15 protein-coding genes are annotated in these 14,813 nt (G+C 38.7%); 10 read left to right on the top strand and 5 right to left on the bottom strand.

Annotated features, from left to right (window positions below; genetic code table 11):
• Window positions 1-40 precede the first annotated feature (40 nt).
• Both NXS00_RS00170 and NXS00_RS00165 read left to right on the top strand, forming a co-directional pair.
• A complete protein-coding gene (locus NXS00_RS00170) occupies window positions 41-1,468 on the top strand; it encodes a TonB-dependent receptor (protein WP_258097077.1) in 1,428 nt (475 codons plus the stop codon).
• Between the two features lie 86 nt (window positions 1,469-1,554).
• A complete protein-coding gene (locus NXS00_RS00165; protein ID WP_258097076.1) occupies window positions 1,555-2,946 on the top strand; it encodes a sodium-dependent transporter in 1,392 nt (463 codons plus the stop codon).
• A gap of 3 nt (window positions 2,947-2,949) precedes the next feature.
• On the opposite strand, the gene NXS00_RS00160 is transcribed toward NXS00_RS00165, so the two are convergent.
• Window positions 2,950-3,693 carry a hypothetical protein gene (locus NXS00_RS00160; RefSeq protein WP_258097075.1) on the bottom strand — a complete coding sequence of 248 codons (744 nt, stop codon included), beginning with the start codon at window positions 3,691-3,693 and terminating at the stop codon, window positions 2,950-2,952.
• A gap of 209 nt (window positions 3,694-3,902) precedes the next feature.
• Between NXS00_RS00160 and NXS00_RS00155 the strand changes: the two genes are divergently transcribed.
• From NXS00_RS00155 to NXS00_RS00140, 4 genes are all read left to right on the top strand, one after another.
• Complete coding sequence (locus NXS00_RS00155) at window positions 3,903-4,790, top strand: hypothetical protein (RefSeq protein WP_258097074.1); 888 nt, start codon at window positions 3,903-3,905, stop codon at window positions 4,788-4,790.
• 113 nt (window positions 4,791-4,903) lie between these two features.
• Window positions 4,904-5,101 carry a hypothetical protein gene (locus NXS00_RS00150; protein WP_258097073.1) on the top strand — a complete coding sequence of 66 codons (198 nt, stop codon included), beginning with the start codon at window positions 4,904-4,906 and terminating at the stop codon, window positions 5,099-5,101.
• Between the two features lie 5 nt (window positions 5,102-5,106).
• Complete coding sequence (locus NXS00_RS00145; RefSeq protein ID WP_258097072.1) at window positions 5,107-5,661, top strand: DUF4136 domain-containing protein; 555 nt, start codon at window positions 5,107-5,109, stop codon at window positions 5,659-5,661.
• Window positions 5,658-7,082, top strand: coding sequence for a Na+/H+ antiporter NhaC family protein (locus NXS00_RS00140; RefSeq protein WP_258097071.1), 1,425 nt, complete (start codon window positions 5,658-5,660; stop codon window positions 7,080-7,082). The genes NXS00_RS00145 and NXS00_RS00140 overlap by 4 nt, the downstream gene beginning before the upstream one ends.
• A 7-nt stretch (window positions 7,083-7,089) precedes the next feature.
• Here NXS00_RS00140 and lysA read toward each other — a convergent pair whose 3' ends face one another.
• Genes lysA through NXS00_RS00120 form a run of 4 tightly spaced genes read right to left on the bottom strand, consistent with a single transcriptional unit; the run spans window position 7,090 to window position 10,551 of the window.
• Window positions 7,090-8,232 carry a diaminopimelate decarboxylase gene (lysA, locus tag NXS00_RS00135; protein WP_258097070.1) on the bottom strand — a complete coding sequence of 381 codons (1,143 nt, stop codon included), beginning with the start codon at window positions 8,230-8,232 and terminating at the stop codon, window positions 7,090-7,092.
• 3 nt (window positions 8,233-8,235) lie between these two features.
• Window positions 8,236-8,832, bottom strand: a complete 597-nt coding sequence (locus NXS00_RS00130) for a tetratricopeptide repeat protein (RefSeq protein ID WP_258097069.1) — start codon at window positions 8,830-8,832, stop codon at window positions 8,236-8,238.
• A 33-nt stretch (window positions 8,833-8,865) separates the two neighbouring features.
• Window positions 8,866-9,675 carry a DUF3108 domain-containing protein gene (locus NXS00_RS00125; protein ID WP_258097068.1) on the bottom strand — a complete coding sequence of 270 codons (810 nt, stop codon included), beginning with the start codon at window positions 9,673-9,675 and terminating at the stop codon, window positions 8,866-8,868.
• Window positions 9,676-9,732: 57 nt separating this feature from the next.
• Complete coding sequence (locus tag NXS00_RS00120) at window positions 9,733-10,551, bottom strand: 2,3,4,5-tetrahydropyridine-2,6-dicarboxylate N-succinyltransferase (RefSeq protein ID WP_258097067.1); 819 nt, start codon at window positions 10,549-10,551, stop codon at window positions 9,733-9,735.
• 352 nt (window positions 10,552-10,903) lie between these two features.
• Between NXS00_RS00120 and NXS00_RS00115 the strand changes: the two genes are divergently transcribed.
• The 4 genes from NXS00_RS00115 to NXS00_RS00100 are packed head-to-tail and all read left to right on the top strand — an operon-like array spanning window position 10,904 to window position 14,786.
• Window positions 10,904-11,569 (top strand): metal-dependent transcriptional regulator, encoded by a 666-nt coding sequence (locus tag NXS00_RS00115; protein WP_373418649.1) that lies wholly within the window; start codon window positions 10,904-10,906, stop codon window positions 11,567-11,569.
• A 4-nt stretch (window positions 11,570-11,573) separates the two neighbouring features.
• Window positions 11,574-12,587, top strand: coding sequence for a metal-dependent transcriptional regulator (locus NXS00_RS00110; RefSeq protein WP_258097066.1), 1,014 nt, complete (start codon window positions 11,574-11,576; stop codon window positions 12,585-12,587).
• A gap of 2 nt (window positions 12,588-12,589) precedes the next feature.
• Complete coding sequence (locus NXS00_RS00105) at window positions 12,590-13,369, top strand: FeoB small GTPase domain-containing protein (RefSeq protein WP_258097065.1); 780 nt, start codon at window positions 12,590-12,592, stop codon at window positions 13,367-13,369.
• The gene (locus tag NXS00_RS00100; RefSeq protein ID WP_258097064.1) at window positions 13,359-14,786 is read left to right on the top strand and encodes a nucleoside recognition domain-containing protein; all 1,428 of its coding nucleotides are present in this window, start codon (window positions 13,359-13,361) and stop codon (window positions 14,784-14,786) included. Before NXS00_RS00105 ends, NXS00_RS00100 begins: the two co-directional genes overlap by 11 nt.
• Window positions 14,787-14,813: the final 27 nt, after the last annotated feature.

Here is a 14,813-nt window from a genome sequence, read left to right as displayed (position 1 = left end):
TGGCATAATTTTAAGTGAAAATAAAAGGCAGGCACCCTTAATGGAATCATTCAAAACACTCACCACCAAAGAAAAAGCACTTTCGCTTAACCTTGACGACAAAATATACGGTACCATAGCAGAAATTGGAGGCGGACAGGAAGTAGCTGATTACTTCTTCAAAGCTGGAGCAGCTTCTGGTACCATTGCTAAAACCATGTCGGCATATGATATGACTTTTAGTGATGCCATCTATGGGAAAAGCTTGCGATATGTATGTGAGGACAAGCTCATGAAAATGTTGGATCGAGAATACTCACTTCTTGCTCAGCGCTTGACCAACAGAGCCAAACGATCTCATTTCTTTGCCTTTGCTAACACGGTAGAGACTTTAAATTACAAACGCACCAACCAAGGCCATGGCTGGATTGGATTAAGATTTCAGAAACACCCCAATTCTGACCCAAATGACTGTGTAATTCACGTGATTTTGAAAGACACAGACCCATTGTGGCAACAGCAAGTTTTAGGAATGGTTGGTGTAAATCTTATTCACGCTTGTTACAACTATTCGGAGCCTGAAGAGATACTTAATTCCCTAACAGACAACATCCACAAGTCTAGACTTGAGATAGATATGTTCCGAATAGAGGGTCCCGACTTCCATCATGTGGACAACAGATTGATGGTTTTGAAGTTGGTGAAGAATGGCTTGACTCATGCTGCCATGTTCGGACCTAAAGGGAATGTCTTACAACCTTCAGCTGCATTATATAAAAAGAACATCTTTGTTCTAAGAGGACGATTCCGTCCGGTTACGCATGTCAACGTGGACATGATGATCACTGGGATGCGGGCATTCAGAAAAGAATCGGATGTAGAAATACAGAACGTCACTCCTATTGTTGAATTAACACTAAATGATTTAACAATGGAAGGTGAAGTGGATGAAGCTGACTTCCTGGACAGAGTAGACCTATTGTGTTCGCTTGGACAAAATGTTTTAATATCCAACTACCAGGAACACTACAAACTAGCAGCCTATCTTTCTCAATTCACCAGACACAGAAAACTGGGGATTGTAATGGGCTACTACAACCTTGTTAGAATTTTTGATGAATCCTACTATGAAAATCTGAATGGTGGAATTCTTGAGTCATTTAGTAGATTGTTTGGAAGCAATGTGAAACTATACATCTACCCTACATTCAAGCCAGACACTAAAGAAATACAAACAACCGATTCTTTTGAGCCAGAACCGCATCTAAAGCACTTATATCAATACCTGATGGATAATGATAAGTTTCAGGATATCGAAGGTGCCAAAACGGAAAACCTACACATCATTTCTGATGATGTATTGGAAATGATCCAAAGAGGTGCAGTAGGATGGGAAAAATATGTCCCGAACAAAGTGGCAGATTCAATCAAACAAAATCACTTGTTCAGTTACCCATACGAGGTGCCATTGGACGATGACGACTTGTAAAATCAACTTATTAACAATCAACTTAATTACCAGCTAGTTGCTTTAGCTGGTTTTGCTATATTTGGCGTTTTAACAAACAAAACAACATGGCTGGAAGAGGCTCATTCTCTAATAAACTTGGATTCATTTTAGCTGCTGCGGGATCTGCAGTAGGATTGGGTAATATTTGGAGTTTTCCATTTGAAGTTGGTGCAGGCGGTGGAGCCGCATTCCTTGTAATGTACCTTATTTTCTGTTTCATTCTTTGTTTTCCAGTAATGGTAACAGAGATAGCAATCGGTAGAAAAACCCAATTGAATCCAGCTGGTGCATACAAAGCATTAGGGTTTAAAAAATGGAGCATTCTTGGCCTTCAAGGCATATTTAGTGGCTTTGTCATTCTTTCTTTTTATAATGTAGTAGCAGGATGGGCATTCGGTTATTTTATTGAATTACTCTTCGGACATTTTGAAATTGGGAAACAATTTGGCGACTTCACGAAAGATGTATTCAAAGTTGGAAGTTATGCCATGGTTTTTATGTTTGCTACTGCATTTATAGTATCTAAAGGAGTTGCAGGTGGTATTGAAAAAGCCTCTAAAATATTAATGCCGACATTAATTATCATGATACTTGGTCTGGTCGTGTATTCCCTGACTTTGGATAATGCAATGATAGGTCTGAGCTTCTATTTAGTTCCTGATTTCTCCAAATTGACACTGAGTGTAATGGGTAGTGCAATGGGACAAGCCTTTTTCTCACTATCACTTGGTATGGGTGCTTTGATTACTTATGGTAGCTACGTAGGCAAAGGAGACAATATCGTTAGCTCTGCGGCATTTATCACTCTAGCTGATGTTGGTATGGCTTTTATCGCTGGATTAATGATGTTCCCAATGGTAGCATATTTAACCGATGGAACCATGGAGGGCGCTGGTCAGGGCGCAGGATTAATTTTTACGGTATTACCAGGAGCCTTTGAAAGCTTAGGGTCAACCTTAGGCGTAATCATTGGAGCTTCGTTCTTTTTACTACTTTCCTTTGCTGCGCTAACATCTACAGTATCTCTTTTGGAAGTACCTGTAGCTTATGTTGTGGATGAGAAAGGTGTAAGAAGAAATAGAGCTGTTTGGTTAATTGCTGGATTGATTTTTGTAATTGGTATTCCTTCCTTATTATCTAATGGCTACTCAGGATTCTTTACCAACTTTATCACTTACATTGGAGCTGAAAACCCAACATCATTCATGGATTTTGCACAAAATGTAGCAAATGACACTTTACTCCCTCTTGGGGGTTGTCTCATCTCCATTTTTGCTGCTTATATATGGAAGACCAAAAATCTTAACGAAGAAATTGAACAAGGTTATCCCGGATATACAGGATCTTTTGTTCAGAAATATCTGAATTTCGCAGTTATGTTTTTATGTCCGACAGTGCTTGGAATTATGTTTTTACTAACATTCCTTCAAACATTCTTTGGCATTAATCTATTCTAAACATTACAGCTTTGTAAATACACCGGGGTCTTTATTATCAAAATAGATAATATAGTCCCCTCTTTTTAAGCTCCGAACATCAATGGTGGAACCAGCTCCTGAAAGCACCAAATTATCCCCACCATCATATATTTCATAATTAGCATATCTAGATAGTGTTAGAGATGTCTTGGTACCTTTTGGTGAAAAAGTCACGGGCTCTTCATAGAAGTGAAAATCAATCTCTCGGCTATACAAATAATCACCACTTGGAAAAGTATACTTCAATCGAAGCTTATTAGGTCCTTCCTGAAGTTGTGGAAAATGTACATACATTGCACCTCCTAGTCTTCCTTTTGAAGGAATAGTATCTTGAGTTTGCCAGATTCCATAATCATAGTAATCTAGCGAATAAACACCACCATCTTGATCTCCAATGGTCGACCAAACAAGCACAGAATCATTCATTGAAATCTCATGAAAAGCAAATGAGTATTTATATTGAATAGCATCAGGATTAAGAATCACAGGACTACAACTATCCGAATGCACTATTTGGATCGATATTGGTGAATTCTGTTCTATCCCTTGAAAATCCAGCTTGATTGCGCTGTGGCGATAATTAAGATTGATTCGCTTATTATTTAACCTAACTTCTGATATACAAAACTCTCTAGTCTCAGGGTTGTATGGGTTTTGAATAAATAATGTCTTGCCACGATACACACCGGTATAACGTGTCACCCCTTCCTGTGTAATGCCTAACATAACAGAAGAGACCAGAACAGACCATATGAGTAAATTATTCAACACTTTATCGGCGGAAGTGATTTGGATTTGAAGTTAACGAAATTTCATTTTCTGGTAACAATCGCAAGAAAATAATACAAAACGCGTGTTAGATAATAAGCTCGTCAAAACTTTGAAATGACCATATTTTATTTTAACTTTTACATAGAACCCAAAACATTGCAGAGATGAGACCCCAAATATTCCTTAGAATATCTCTTGCAGCAGTTGCAATAATATTCGCTACGACCCCTCAGAGCCAACCCAAACCTTCCAACAAACCTTTAATAGGTTCATGGAAGCTCACCAAATACATTCCCTACAGTGACGGAAGTAAAGAATGGAAAGAATATGGTGATAGTATCATTTATCAAAAGCATTTAACGGACCATCATTTTGTCTGGTATAAGTATGATGAAAAAAACCATAAGCTCCTGGGTATGGGTGGAGGCAGTTATGAAGTCAAGAATGGCAAATACATAGAGGATATTAAATTCTTCTACCCCCCAGGTAGTAGCGAGTTAGGACAAGCTATACCTTTTGATTTTGATCTGCCGAAGAATGAATGGCACCACACCGGCTATGCCAAAGTGATGGATATAGATGATAACACTGGCAAAATAGTAGTAGTAGATTCAAACAAAATTGAAGAGAAATGGGTAAGAACGGATAAAACTCCAGCGAAGAATTTAATGGTACAAGGAGCTTGGGACCTTATATCTTACCGAGATAAAAAAGATGGCCACTATATAGAGTACCCAGAGTATGCAGGATATATCAAATTGATAACACCAACGCATTTCACATGGGTTTATTACAACAAAAATGATGATGTCATTTATGCTGCAGGATCTGGCAAATATTCTTACAAAAACGGGAAGTATTCAGAAACAATAGACATGATCTATCCTGAAGATAATGGACAGCTTGGAGCAACTATTGTATTTGATGCGGACATTCAAAACAATAAATGGAAACACCTTGGTGAAATACCTTTGTATGTAGAAGATTCTGGAGGCAACAAATCACAACAGCTATCGTTAATAGATGAGATATGGAAAGCTCATCAGGATTGATAAAAAAGTTTAATTTATTGTTTCGATGAGGTTACTTTTCTTCGTATAATTGTATTTATGGGAGAATATTCATAGAAATTTGACCCACAACCCATTTTTGACTCTAAATTAGCATGCAATTTATTTGGTATAACCCGGACTTGAACGCTTACCAGAAAGGTACAATGAAGGAGTATGAAGCACTACTTCAGGCAAGTTCCAATGGTGACCGCTTTGATATATTATATGAGTTTCCTGAAGAATCTGACAAACTGATTGATAAAATTTTGAATTCTCTCAATACGGTAAGGGAATTTGGAATGACAGGCTGATTTAGATGAAATACAATCCAATACTCTCATTAGGAACATTGTTATTGATCCTGGGAGGTTGCTCTTCTAAAGTTATTCATTTTGCCAATTCAAATTCTACATTCTCATCTTATGAGGATTTCGGAATTGTCAATTATAAAAAGACTAAAGACCTCTCTCCTGAAGGAGAAGAGGTTTTTTCATTCATAGAGGATATGATTTCTGAGCAAATGACTAAAAGAGATTACCTCTTAAATCAAAAAGACCCTGACCTTGTGATTAGATATGAGCTAATCCGTAATCAAAAGAGTGAAGTAAACTCCTCCTACTATAACCCTTACAGTTATTATCGTCCCTTTCCAACATATTCTGTCACCACTTTCCAAGAGTCAGCATTACTTATAGAGCTATTCGATACGGAAACAAAAAAGCTCGTGTGGCAAGCAAGTCTAGACCTAGACAAGGCTTCCAAGAAAAATTCTACGGAACAAATACTGAATAATGCGATCGTAAAGCTTTTCAATACCTACCTTTATCGAGCAAAAACTAACTCAACCGACGAATCACTTATTGTTGAATGACAGACTTTGGTTTCTTATCACTCCTCCCGCCACTTATTGCCATTATCCTAGCTATCCGAACTAAAGAAGTTATTGTTTCCTTGTTTATTGGCTTGTTCATTGGATATATCATTATTTCCGGTGGAAATTTATTCGAAGGAGTTTTAGTCACTCTAGAAAAAACCGTGGATGTCTTTAAAAGTGGCGGAAATACACGTACCATTTTATTCACACTACTTATAGGTTCTTTAATTCAGCTTATTAAAATTTCAGGAGGAATCAATGGGTTTGTAGCTAAAATTCAGAACAGCATACTTAAAAGTAAAAATCCAAAATCTAAACTTCAAATTGCTGCAGGCCTTACGGGATTCTTCATTTTTATCGAATCGAACATCTCCATTCTAACTGTTGGAACTGTATTTCAATCACTGTTTGACAAATTTGGAATCTCACGTCAGAAACTTGCTTATCTGGCAGATAGTAGTTCAGCTCCCTCTTGTATCTTATTTCCATTGAACGCATGGGGCGCTTATATTATAGGATTGCTGGCAATGTATGACAACATTCCTCCTTTTCAGACATTACTCTATTCAATTCCTTTCAACTTCTATCCATTACTCACATTAGGTTTGGTTTTTTATCTAGCTAAATCAGGAAAGAGCTTTGGGCCTATGAAAGAGTTCGACAACAAATCAATCGCAGAATCTCCTTCAATTGAAAAGAGTAATCATACAGAATTAACAGCAGGAAAAGCAAGAAACATGCTTTTACCTCTTGCTGTGATGATTGTCTCTATGCCTTTATTCTTATTATACACTGGGTGGGATTCATCGCTAGATGAATCGTTCGGTGCTAAGATGTGGGCGGCAATTGGCAATGCTTCAGGATCTTCTGCTGTATTGTATTCGGTTACATTAGCGGTTGTTTTTGCTGGAGTCTATTTTGGCATTCAAAAAGTATTGAATCTAAAAAGTTTTGTAGACGAAAGTATCAATGGAATGAAAGACATGATTTCCATGGCCATACTGATGATGCTTGCCTTTGCTATTGGGAACCTCTGTAAAGAACTTGGAACTGGTCTTTATGTGGCCTCTATCACTCAAGAATGGCTATCTCCTTCTCTTGCTCCAGCCATCATATTCCTTACCAGCTGCTTTATTGCGTTTAGTACGGGAACTTCCTGGGGGACTTTTGCTATCATGATTTCCATTGCCGTTCCACTAGCGCAGGCCATTGATCTCAACATGTATGTAGCAATTGCTGCAGTACTTGGAGGCGGTGTATTTGGTGACCACTGTTCACCAATATCAGATACCACTTTGATTTCTTCCATGGCATCAGGTTCAGATCATATCGATCACGTAAGAACGCAACTACCATACGCATTAGTAACTGGAGGTCTAGCTACGCTATTTTACTTAATAGTTGGATTTGTAATGTAAGAAGGGGTCACTCAGAGTAATATCCCTGAGCAAGTGGTCTGAGATTGTATTCGTTTTTCATGGTTTCGCCATAAGCTCCTGCAGAACGTATAGCAATCAAATCACCTCTCTTCGACTCAGGAAGAACTAACCCTTTATTGAAAACATCTGATGACTCACAAACAGGGCCTACTACATCATAAGAAACTTGTGTTTCAGAATCGCTTGATATATTCTGAGCCAAATGCTGCGCGTCATATAGAGCTGGCCGCATGAGATCCGTCATTCCTGCATCCACAATTAAGAAGTTGGTTTGTCCACTTTTCTTAACGTAGAGAACTTTTGTAATCAAACTACCACACTGACCGACAATGGATCTACCTAATTCAAAGTGAAGTTCCTGACCTTCCAATAATTTCAAATTATCTCTAAAAACTTTAAAATAGTGCTCAAAGTCAGGTATTGCATTTCCATCAGGGTTCAAGTAATCGATTCCAAGACCACCTCCTACATTCAAATGAGGAAGTTCAATCCCTTTATCAATTAATCCTTGCTGAATCTCATTAATCCTGATGGCCAAATTCTTAAATCTGGTCAAATCCGTAATCTGAGAACCAATGTGATAATGCACACCGATAAAGTGTATATTCTTTAATGACTTGATCAGATCAACCGAAGCAAATAGATCCTCATCAGAGATACCAAACTTATTCTCTTTGGTTCCGGTCGTAATTTTATGATGCGTTCCCGCATCAATTGCAGGATTGATTCGAATAGAGATATTCGGTCGTTTGCCTTTTGATTGAGCGATCTCATTGATCACCACCAACTCCTCGATTGACTCTACATTGAATGAGAAAATATTTTGATCAATAGCATAAGCTATTTCCTGATCGGTTTTACCTACTCCAGCCAGAACAATATGAGAAGGATCAAAACCTTGCTCAAGAGCATGTTTAACCTCTCCACCACTTACGCAATCAATCCCCAGTCCTGCTTTCCTGATACGCTCAAGAATTTTAGGATTGTTATTGGCTTTCAGCGCATAATGTACATGATAATCTTCTGTATTTGCCTTGTTCAACGCAGCTAACGTATCATCTAACAATTGAAGATCATACCAATAGAATGGTGTCTCTAATTCTGAAAAACGAGTAAGTAATTCTTTCAATGCTTATTTGCAGTATTTCGTTTGTGCTTTGCTTGCTTCAGGAACTCCCAGGTTTACAGCTTTCGCGATATCTGAACATGCTGATTTGGATTGATTCTTACCAATCTTAATCGCTGCTCTGTAAAAGTACGCCTCGCCATAATCTTTGTTAATATTGATTGCCAGGCTATAAGACTCGAGCGCCTTGTCCATATACCCAAGTTGATGTTTTGCCCTGGCAGCAAGGAAATGCCCTTCTGCTGAGTTGTCATTTATTTCTAATGCTTTATCAGCGAAAATCAACGCCTTGTTATGGGCACCTTTCTTGTAATTCAATTGAGAAAGACTCAAATAAGCATTTAGATTTTTATTATCCAACTCTGTGATTTTCACAAAGTCAGCTTCTGCCTCCTTATACTTACCTAGTTCTTCGAAAGCTCTGCCTCTATTATACAATAGAGTTATATCTGAGGGATGTGTATCTAGTTTCTCATTAAATGCAGCGACAGCTTTTTCGTATTGTCCTTCTTTGAAAAGACGATCCCCTTCACTTTGGTTCTCGCTTCCTCCACAACTCCAACACAAACTCACTATGACTATCGCCAGTACGTATAATCTCATATTTAGTCCTTTAGGGCGCAAATATAGTCCCGGCTATTGATAATCCGGCCCGTACTTTATATTTCTATACGACGTTAAGTCACAATATGCCGTACCAAAAAACATTTCCGCCTCAATTCTTAATGGTAGCTGATTGGAATCAGCCGATATCCATGCAACGATTCCATCCTCATTTGGGAAAATCTCACTTGGAGGAATCAAAAAATTCAATTTATATGCCTTCAGATCTCCTACCTTACTATCAAAAGTCTCTATACCTCTCATCACCATATTGAAATTATACAGTGTGTCCTCATAGAAGGTATTCACTTTGATGGTATCCCCTTTTCCATACTTACTAAAATCTAAGTTTCGTAAATAAAGATATGAGCTCATCAAATCATACACCTCGCCTTTGATACCATATTCCTTCGCAGGTTTTCTCTTGTCTTTACGAGGGTCATATCTCGTCACCTCAACCCTGCCTTGCTCGTGATAGAAATCTGTTTTCTCTACCCGCATGTACTTACCTTCCTCAATGTTTCGATAAGCATGCAACGGTAGTAAATTATCATTTCGCACATAAGCGCCCCAGCGATCATCCACATGCGTGAAGACGCCAAGGAGGCCTGCGGTCTCACCTTTCACATCTACTTTATAGCAACGCTGATCTTTGTAGTCATGAAAAGTTTGATCAATATCCAGTGAAGCCTTGCCCACAGTGAACCAACCATAACTCAATTTGAAATCGAGATGCTCACCATTTTTGAAATTGAAAACATCTTTTGGAGTTTCAATGGTAGAATTATCGGGGTTCTGAGCAATTCCCACCAGGAACGCTAAGATTAAAGAGATATTCAACATATACCTGTGCTGTTGGCTCATCATTTAGGGCTAAACAACTTACATGCCAACAACGAATTAAACAGCTACATTATTCTCTCTAAGTGCACTATTCAAAGAAGTCTTCTTATCAGTGCTCTCTTTTCTCTTTCCGATAATCAATGCACAAGGAACTTGATATTCACCAGCTGGGAACTGCTTCGGCATTGTTCCTGGGATGACCACAGAACGCTCAGGCACATATCCTTTGTATTCTACAGGTTCAGGTCCAGTTACATCAATAATTTTGGAGCTTGCTGTAAGTACAACATTTGCACCAAGCACAGCTTCTTTTCCTACACGAACACCTTCAACTACAATACATCTAGAACCAAGGAAGGCATTGTCTTCTATAATTACTGGAGCCGCTTGAACTGGCTCTAAAACTCCACCAACACCTACACCACCACTTAAGTGGACGTTCTTACCAATTTGAGCACAACTACCAACAGTTGCCCAGGTATCCACCATAGTGCCAGCATCTACATATGCTCCGATGTTCACATAAGACGGCATTAACACAGTTCCGGCACTGATGTATGATCCATAGCGAGCAATAGCATGAGGAACCACTCTAACTCCTAACTGGTCGTAGCCTGATTTTAATTTGATTTTATCATGCCACTGAAAAGGACCTACCTCTATCAATTGCATTTTCATCAAAGGAAAATAAAGGATTACCGCTTTTTTCATCCACTCGTTTACGACCCATCCAGATCCATCAGCAGCAGGTTCAGCTATTCTGCGCTTACCCATATCCAAATCATCAATCAATGTTTTGATAGCAACTGCTACTTCCTTTTCTTCGATCAACGAGCGATCTTCCCAAGCTCCTTCTATGATTTCCTTTAAATCCATATGTCTATCTAAATCTTAATTCAATCTTTTATTCTCAGCAATATTAATCAGCATTGCCAGATGCCAAAAAAAATAGACCACTTTTTAGAGGAATAATTTCATTTTTCATTTTCGCTACACTAATTAAAAACCTTTCTTCATTAGCAAAAATGTGTTTTTCACAAATTTGAAATAGCGAAACAGGAAAAGTAATTGATTGAGTAGACTATCAAATTTCAATTAATCACATTATTGAGTGAAAGTTTAATAGATCTCAACTAAACCACTCATTGATAATAGCTTATGCAATACTCAAAACTTAAGCATAAACTTATTTTTAGATATATCTAAATTATTTTTTAACTTTGATATTATGAAATTAAGCTTGACAGAGGAGAATTATCTTAAAGCGATCTACCATCTCTCTGATGATTCAGCTGAAGGTGTTAGTACTAATGCTATTGCTGAAGAATTAAGCACCAAAGCGGCATCAGTCAGTGACATGATTCGAAAACTCTCGAAAAAGAAAGTGATCGATTATCAGAAATATAAGGGAGTTCAAATCACTGAAGCAGGAAGAAAAATTGCTCTTCAGATCATTAGAAAACATCGCCTTTGGGAAGTCTTCCTTGTAGAAAAGTTATCATTCAACTGGGATGAAGTACATGATGTAGCTGAGCAATTAGAGCATATTAAATCAACCACTTTAATCTCCAGGTTGGATGAGTATCTAGGGTTTCCAACCATGGATCCTCATGGCGACCCTATTCCCGATGAAAATGGAGAGATCAAAGAGAGTCCTCAACTGCCATTATCTGAATTTTCTGAAAACACTATAGGCATCGTAGTGAAGGTTCCAGATAGTGACCCTTCACTCCTACGTCACCTGGATAAAATCGGAATGAAACTAGGATCTAGAATACGTGTTATTGAGAAAGTGGAATTTGATAATTCTGCTTTGATAAGTATAGATCAATCGAAGGAGCTTTATTTATCGGGTGAGATCGCAAAGAATATCATGTTAGCAATTAAAGAATGATAAGATGATAGACAATCCATATCTTTTATTGGGTCTCTTTTTTGGATTAGTGCTACTTATTTTTGTAGGTATCAAAATGAAGTGGTCTAAAATATTTGTCAGTCCCGAAACCAGACGCAAAACTGCTATTGAAGACATTTTGAAACAGCTCTATCACGTAGAGTACAGTGGCAAAACTGCTACGCTCAATGCTATGGCTGGAGCACTTAAGCTGACCCACAGCAAACTAGTAGAACTAATCGAAGAGATGAGCCTCTTGGGTTTGATCCGCAGAAGTTCTGACACTATAGAACTTTCTGAATCCGGAAGAGATTACGCACTTAGGATCATCAGGGTTCACAGACTATGGGAGAAGTACTTGTCTGAAAAAACAGGTATTCACAAATCAGAATGGCATGGACTAGCGGAAAAGATGGAACATAATCTATCCAGCAAAGAAGCTGATGAGCTTTATAAATCATTAGGAAGTCCTCGTTTTGACCCTCATGGTGATCCTATCCCAATGTCCACAGGAGAAATCATTGAATCCAATGAAGAAACGCTTTCTCACGTAAAACCAGATGCCACTGTAAGAATTACACACATCGAAGATGAGCCTGATGCTATCTACCAACAAATAATCGATCAAAAACTGCACATGGGTCAACAGCTTAAAATCACCCATTCAGATGACCAATTTGTGAAGTTTCTATCTGAAGGAGAAGAATACAAACTATCAACAATTGTAGCTAGCAACATTGGAGTGAAAGAATTGAATGCGGAAGAAATATCGGAAGCGGAAACTATCAGGCTCTCTTCTCTTGGAGTCGGAGAAAAAGCCAAGGTGATTGGCATTTCATCTGAATGCCGTGGCGCCAATAGGCGAAGACTACTGGATTTTGGGTTTATTAAAGGGACTTTGATTGAAACCGAAATGGAAGGCCCAACCAAAGAACCTAAAGCTTTCAAAATAAGAAATACGCTGATTGCTTTGAGAAATGATCAAGCTGATTTGATATTAATAGAAAAAACGAGTTAAGCATGGAAGAAGTAAATAAAGGGTGCGAAGACTGTGCATTTTACAACGCTGCAGAACTCAAAAAATTAGGCATTAGTGTTGAAAACGCCGATTATGTGATTGCTTTAGCAGGTAATCCTAATACTGGGAAAAGTACTGTTTTCAATGCACTTACAGGCTTAAGACAACATACTGGCAACTGGGCAGGCAAGACTGTCACAAGAGCTGAAGGAGGATTTAAGTACAATGACAAACGCTATAAACTAATTGACCTTCCTGGGACCTACTCTCTTCTCTCGACATCCGAAGATGAAGAAGTGGCAAGAAATACCATTTTATTTGGAAGACCTGATGTGACCGTGGTAGTAGCCGATGCATCACGTTTGGAACGTAATTTAAACCTGGTTCTTCAAGTGCTAGAAATTACCGATAAGGCGGTGCTTTGTCTAAACTTGATGGATGAGGCCAAACGTCATGGTATTGAGATTGATGACAGAACTTTAGCCAAAGATCTGGGCATTCCGGTGGTTGTAACCAGTGCCAGATCCAATGAAGGTATTCCAGAACTTATTCAAACAATCTCACAAGTAGCATCTGGAGAAATAGTTTGTAAACCTCACCGTATTAAAAGCCTTCCTAAAAAAGTGGAGCAAGCAGTTCAGTCGCTGAGCAAAAAAATAAATGGTTTGTACCCTGAACTTCCGAACACCCGGTGGATTGCTATGAGATTGTTAGATGGTGATCAACAAATATTGAGTGCAATAAAGAGTGGAGACTTTATAAGTAGTGGCAATGGACAATAAAAGTGGACAAATAGATGAGTTGATAAGTCAGGCTTCGGAACTCCGTTGGAAAATAGGTAGTGACTACCATGATAAATTAACCGAAGGTATTTATGCGGATGCGGCTTCAATAACGCAAAGAGCAGAGATTCGCAAAGACAATTCAGCATCCTACAATTTTGACCGAATGCTGGATAAAGTACTGACTAGTAGAACATTTGGGTTTCCGATCATGGGACTGATTTTATCCATCATACTATGGTTAACCATTCAAGGAGCCAACTATCCATCCAGTATGCTGGATAGCCTACTTTTGGGAACAGTTTATCCATTTCTAAAAGACCTCTCTAGCCAACTGGGTATTGTGTGGTGGATAGACGGATTACTACTAGATGGCATTTATATGGCTGTAGCCTGGGTAATTGCGGTAATGCTCCCTCCTATGGCTATTTTCTTTCCACTATTCACTTTATTGGAGGATTTTGGTTATTTACCACGTGTTGCTTTCAACCTTGATGGATTATTCAAGAAAAGCGGTGCGCATGGCAAGCAGGCACTAACAATGAGTATGGGTTGGGGTTGTAATGCAGCCGGAGTAGTCGCAACAAGAATCATTGACAGCCCACGCGAGCGATTAATCGCTATAATCACTAACAACTTCTCTTTGTGTAACGGCCGTTGGCCAACTCAAATCCTAATTGCTACCATTTTCATTGGTGCTTTGGTTCCAGCTGGTTGGTCTGGACTAGTCTCTACAACTGCTGTGATTGGAATAGCCTTCCTTGGAATATTCTTTACCTTTTTCACATCCTGGTTTCTATCTAGAACTATGCTGAAAGGCGAAGTATCAACATTTACCCTAGAGCTTCCACCTTACAGACCACCTCGATTTTGGAAGACCATTTATACTTCATTAATTGATCGAACAATCATCGTGCTATGGAGAGCGATTGTTTTTGCAGCTCCCGCAGGTGCAGTCATTTGGTTAATCTCTAATATTGACATTTCAGGCCATTCAATTGCTTACTACAGCATCAACTTTCTAGATGAGTTTGGATTCTTAATTGGCCTGAATGGAGTCATTCTTTTGGCTTACGTAGTTGCCATCCCAGCTAATGAAATTGTTATTCCAACGGTTTTGATGCTGACAGTAGCACATTTTGGCATTTCCAATTTTGGCGCCGGTGATGGAGTCATGTTTGATCTAGACTCAGAAACACAAACTGCGGAGATACTTCAAACTGGTGGTTGGACGCTCTTAACGGGAATCAACCTGATGCTGTTTAGTTTACTGCATAATCCATGTAGCACGACCATTTTCACCATATACAAAGAGACTAAAAGCTGGAAATGGACAAGCGTAGCCACTATTCTACCAATCATTATGGGTATAGTGGTTTGTTTTCTTGTCGCTCAGCTTTATCGTATTTTGATGTAACAAAAAAAAGGCAGCCGATCGGCTGCC

This window comes from Marinoscillum pacificum (genome assembly GCF_024714495.1).
GTDB classification, from domain to species: Bacteria; Bacteroidota; Bacteroidia; order Cytophagales; family Cyclobacteriaceae; genus Marinoscillum; species Marinoscillum pacificum.
This window is presented reverse-complemented; position numbering and strand designations above follow the sequence as displayed.

Excerpts from the sequence above, each read along its gene's own strand:
- NXS00_RS00170 (WP_258097077.1), top strand. The coding sequence starts at position 41 with ATGGAATCATTCAAAACACTCACCACCAAAGAAAAAGCACTTTCGCTT.
- NXS00_RS00165 (WP_258097076.1), top strand. The coding sequence starts at position 1,555 with ATGGCTGGAAGAGGCTCATTCTCTAATAAACTTGGATTCATTTTAGCT.
- NXS00_RS00160 (WP_258097075.1), bottom strand. The coding sequence starts at position 3,693 with ATGTTAGGCATTACACAGGAAGGGGTGACACGTTATACCGGTGTGTAT.
- NXS00_RS00155 (WP_258097074.1), top strand. The coding sequence starts at position 3,903 with ATGAGACCCCAAATATTCCTTAGAATATCTCTTGCAGCAGTTGCAATA.
- NXS00_RS00150 (WP_258097073.1), top strand. The coding sequence starts at position 4,904 with ATGCAATTTATTTGGTATAACCCGGACTTGAACGCTTACCAGAAAGGT.
- NXS00_RS00145 (WP_258097072.1), top strand. The coding sequence starts at position 5,107 with ATGAAATACAATCCAATACTCTCATTAGGAACATTGTTATTGATCCTG.
- NXS00_RS00140 (WP_258097071.1), top strand. The coding sequence starts at position 5,658 with ATGACAGACTTTGGTTTCTTATCACTCCTCCCGCCACTTATTGCCATT.
- NXS00_RS00130 (WP_258097069.1), bottom strand. The coding sequence starts at position 8,832 with ATGAGATTATACGTACTGGCGATAGTCATAGTGAGTTTGTGTTGGAGT.
- NXS00_RS00125 (WP_258097068.1), bottom strand. The coding sequence starts at position 9,675 with ATGTTGAATATCTCTTTAATCTTAGCGTTCCTGGTGGGAATTGCTCAG.
- NXS00_RS00120 (WP_258097067.1), bottom strand. The coding sequence starts at position 10,551 with ATGGATTTAAAGGAAATCATAGAAGGAGCTTGGGAAGATCGCTCGTTG.
- NXS00_RS00115 (WP_373418649.1), top strand. The coding sequence starts at position 10,904 with ATGAAATTAAGCTTGACAGAGGAGAATTATCTTAAAGCGATCTACCAT.
- NXS00_RS00110 (WP_258097066.1), top strand. The coding sequence starts at position 11,574 with ATGATAGACAATCCATATCTTTTATTGGGTCTCTTTTTTGGATTAGTG.
- NXS00_RS00105 (WP_258097065.1), top strand. The coding sequence starts at position 12,590 with ATGGAAGAAGTAAATAAAGGGTGCGAAGACTGTGCATTTTACAACGCT.
- NXS00_RS00100 (WP_258097064.1), top strand. The coding sequence starts at position 13,359 with ATGGACAATAAAAGTGGACAAATAGATGAGTTGATAAGTCAGGCTTCG.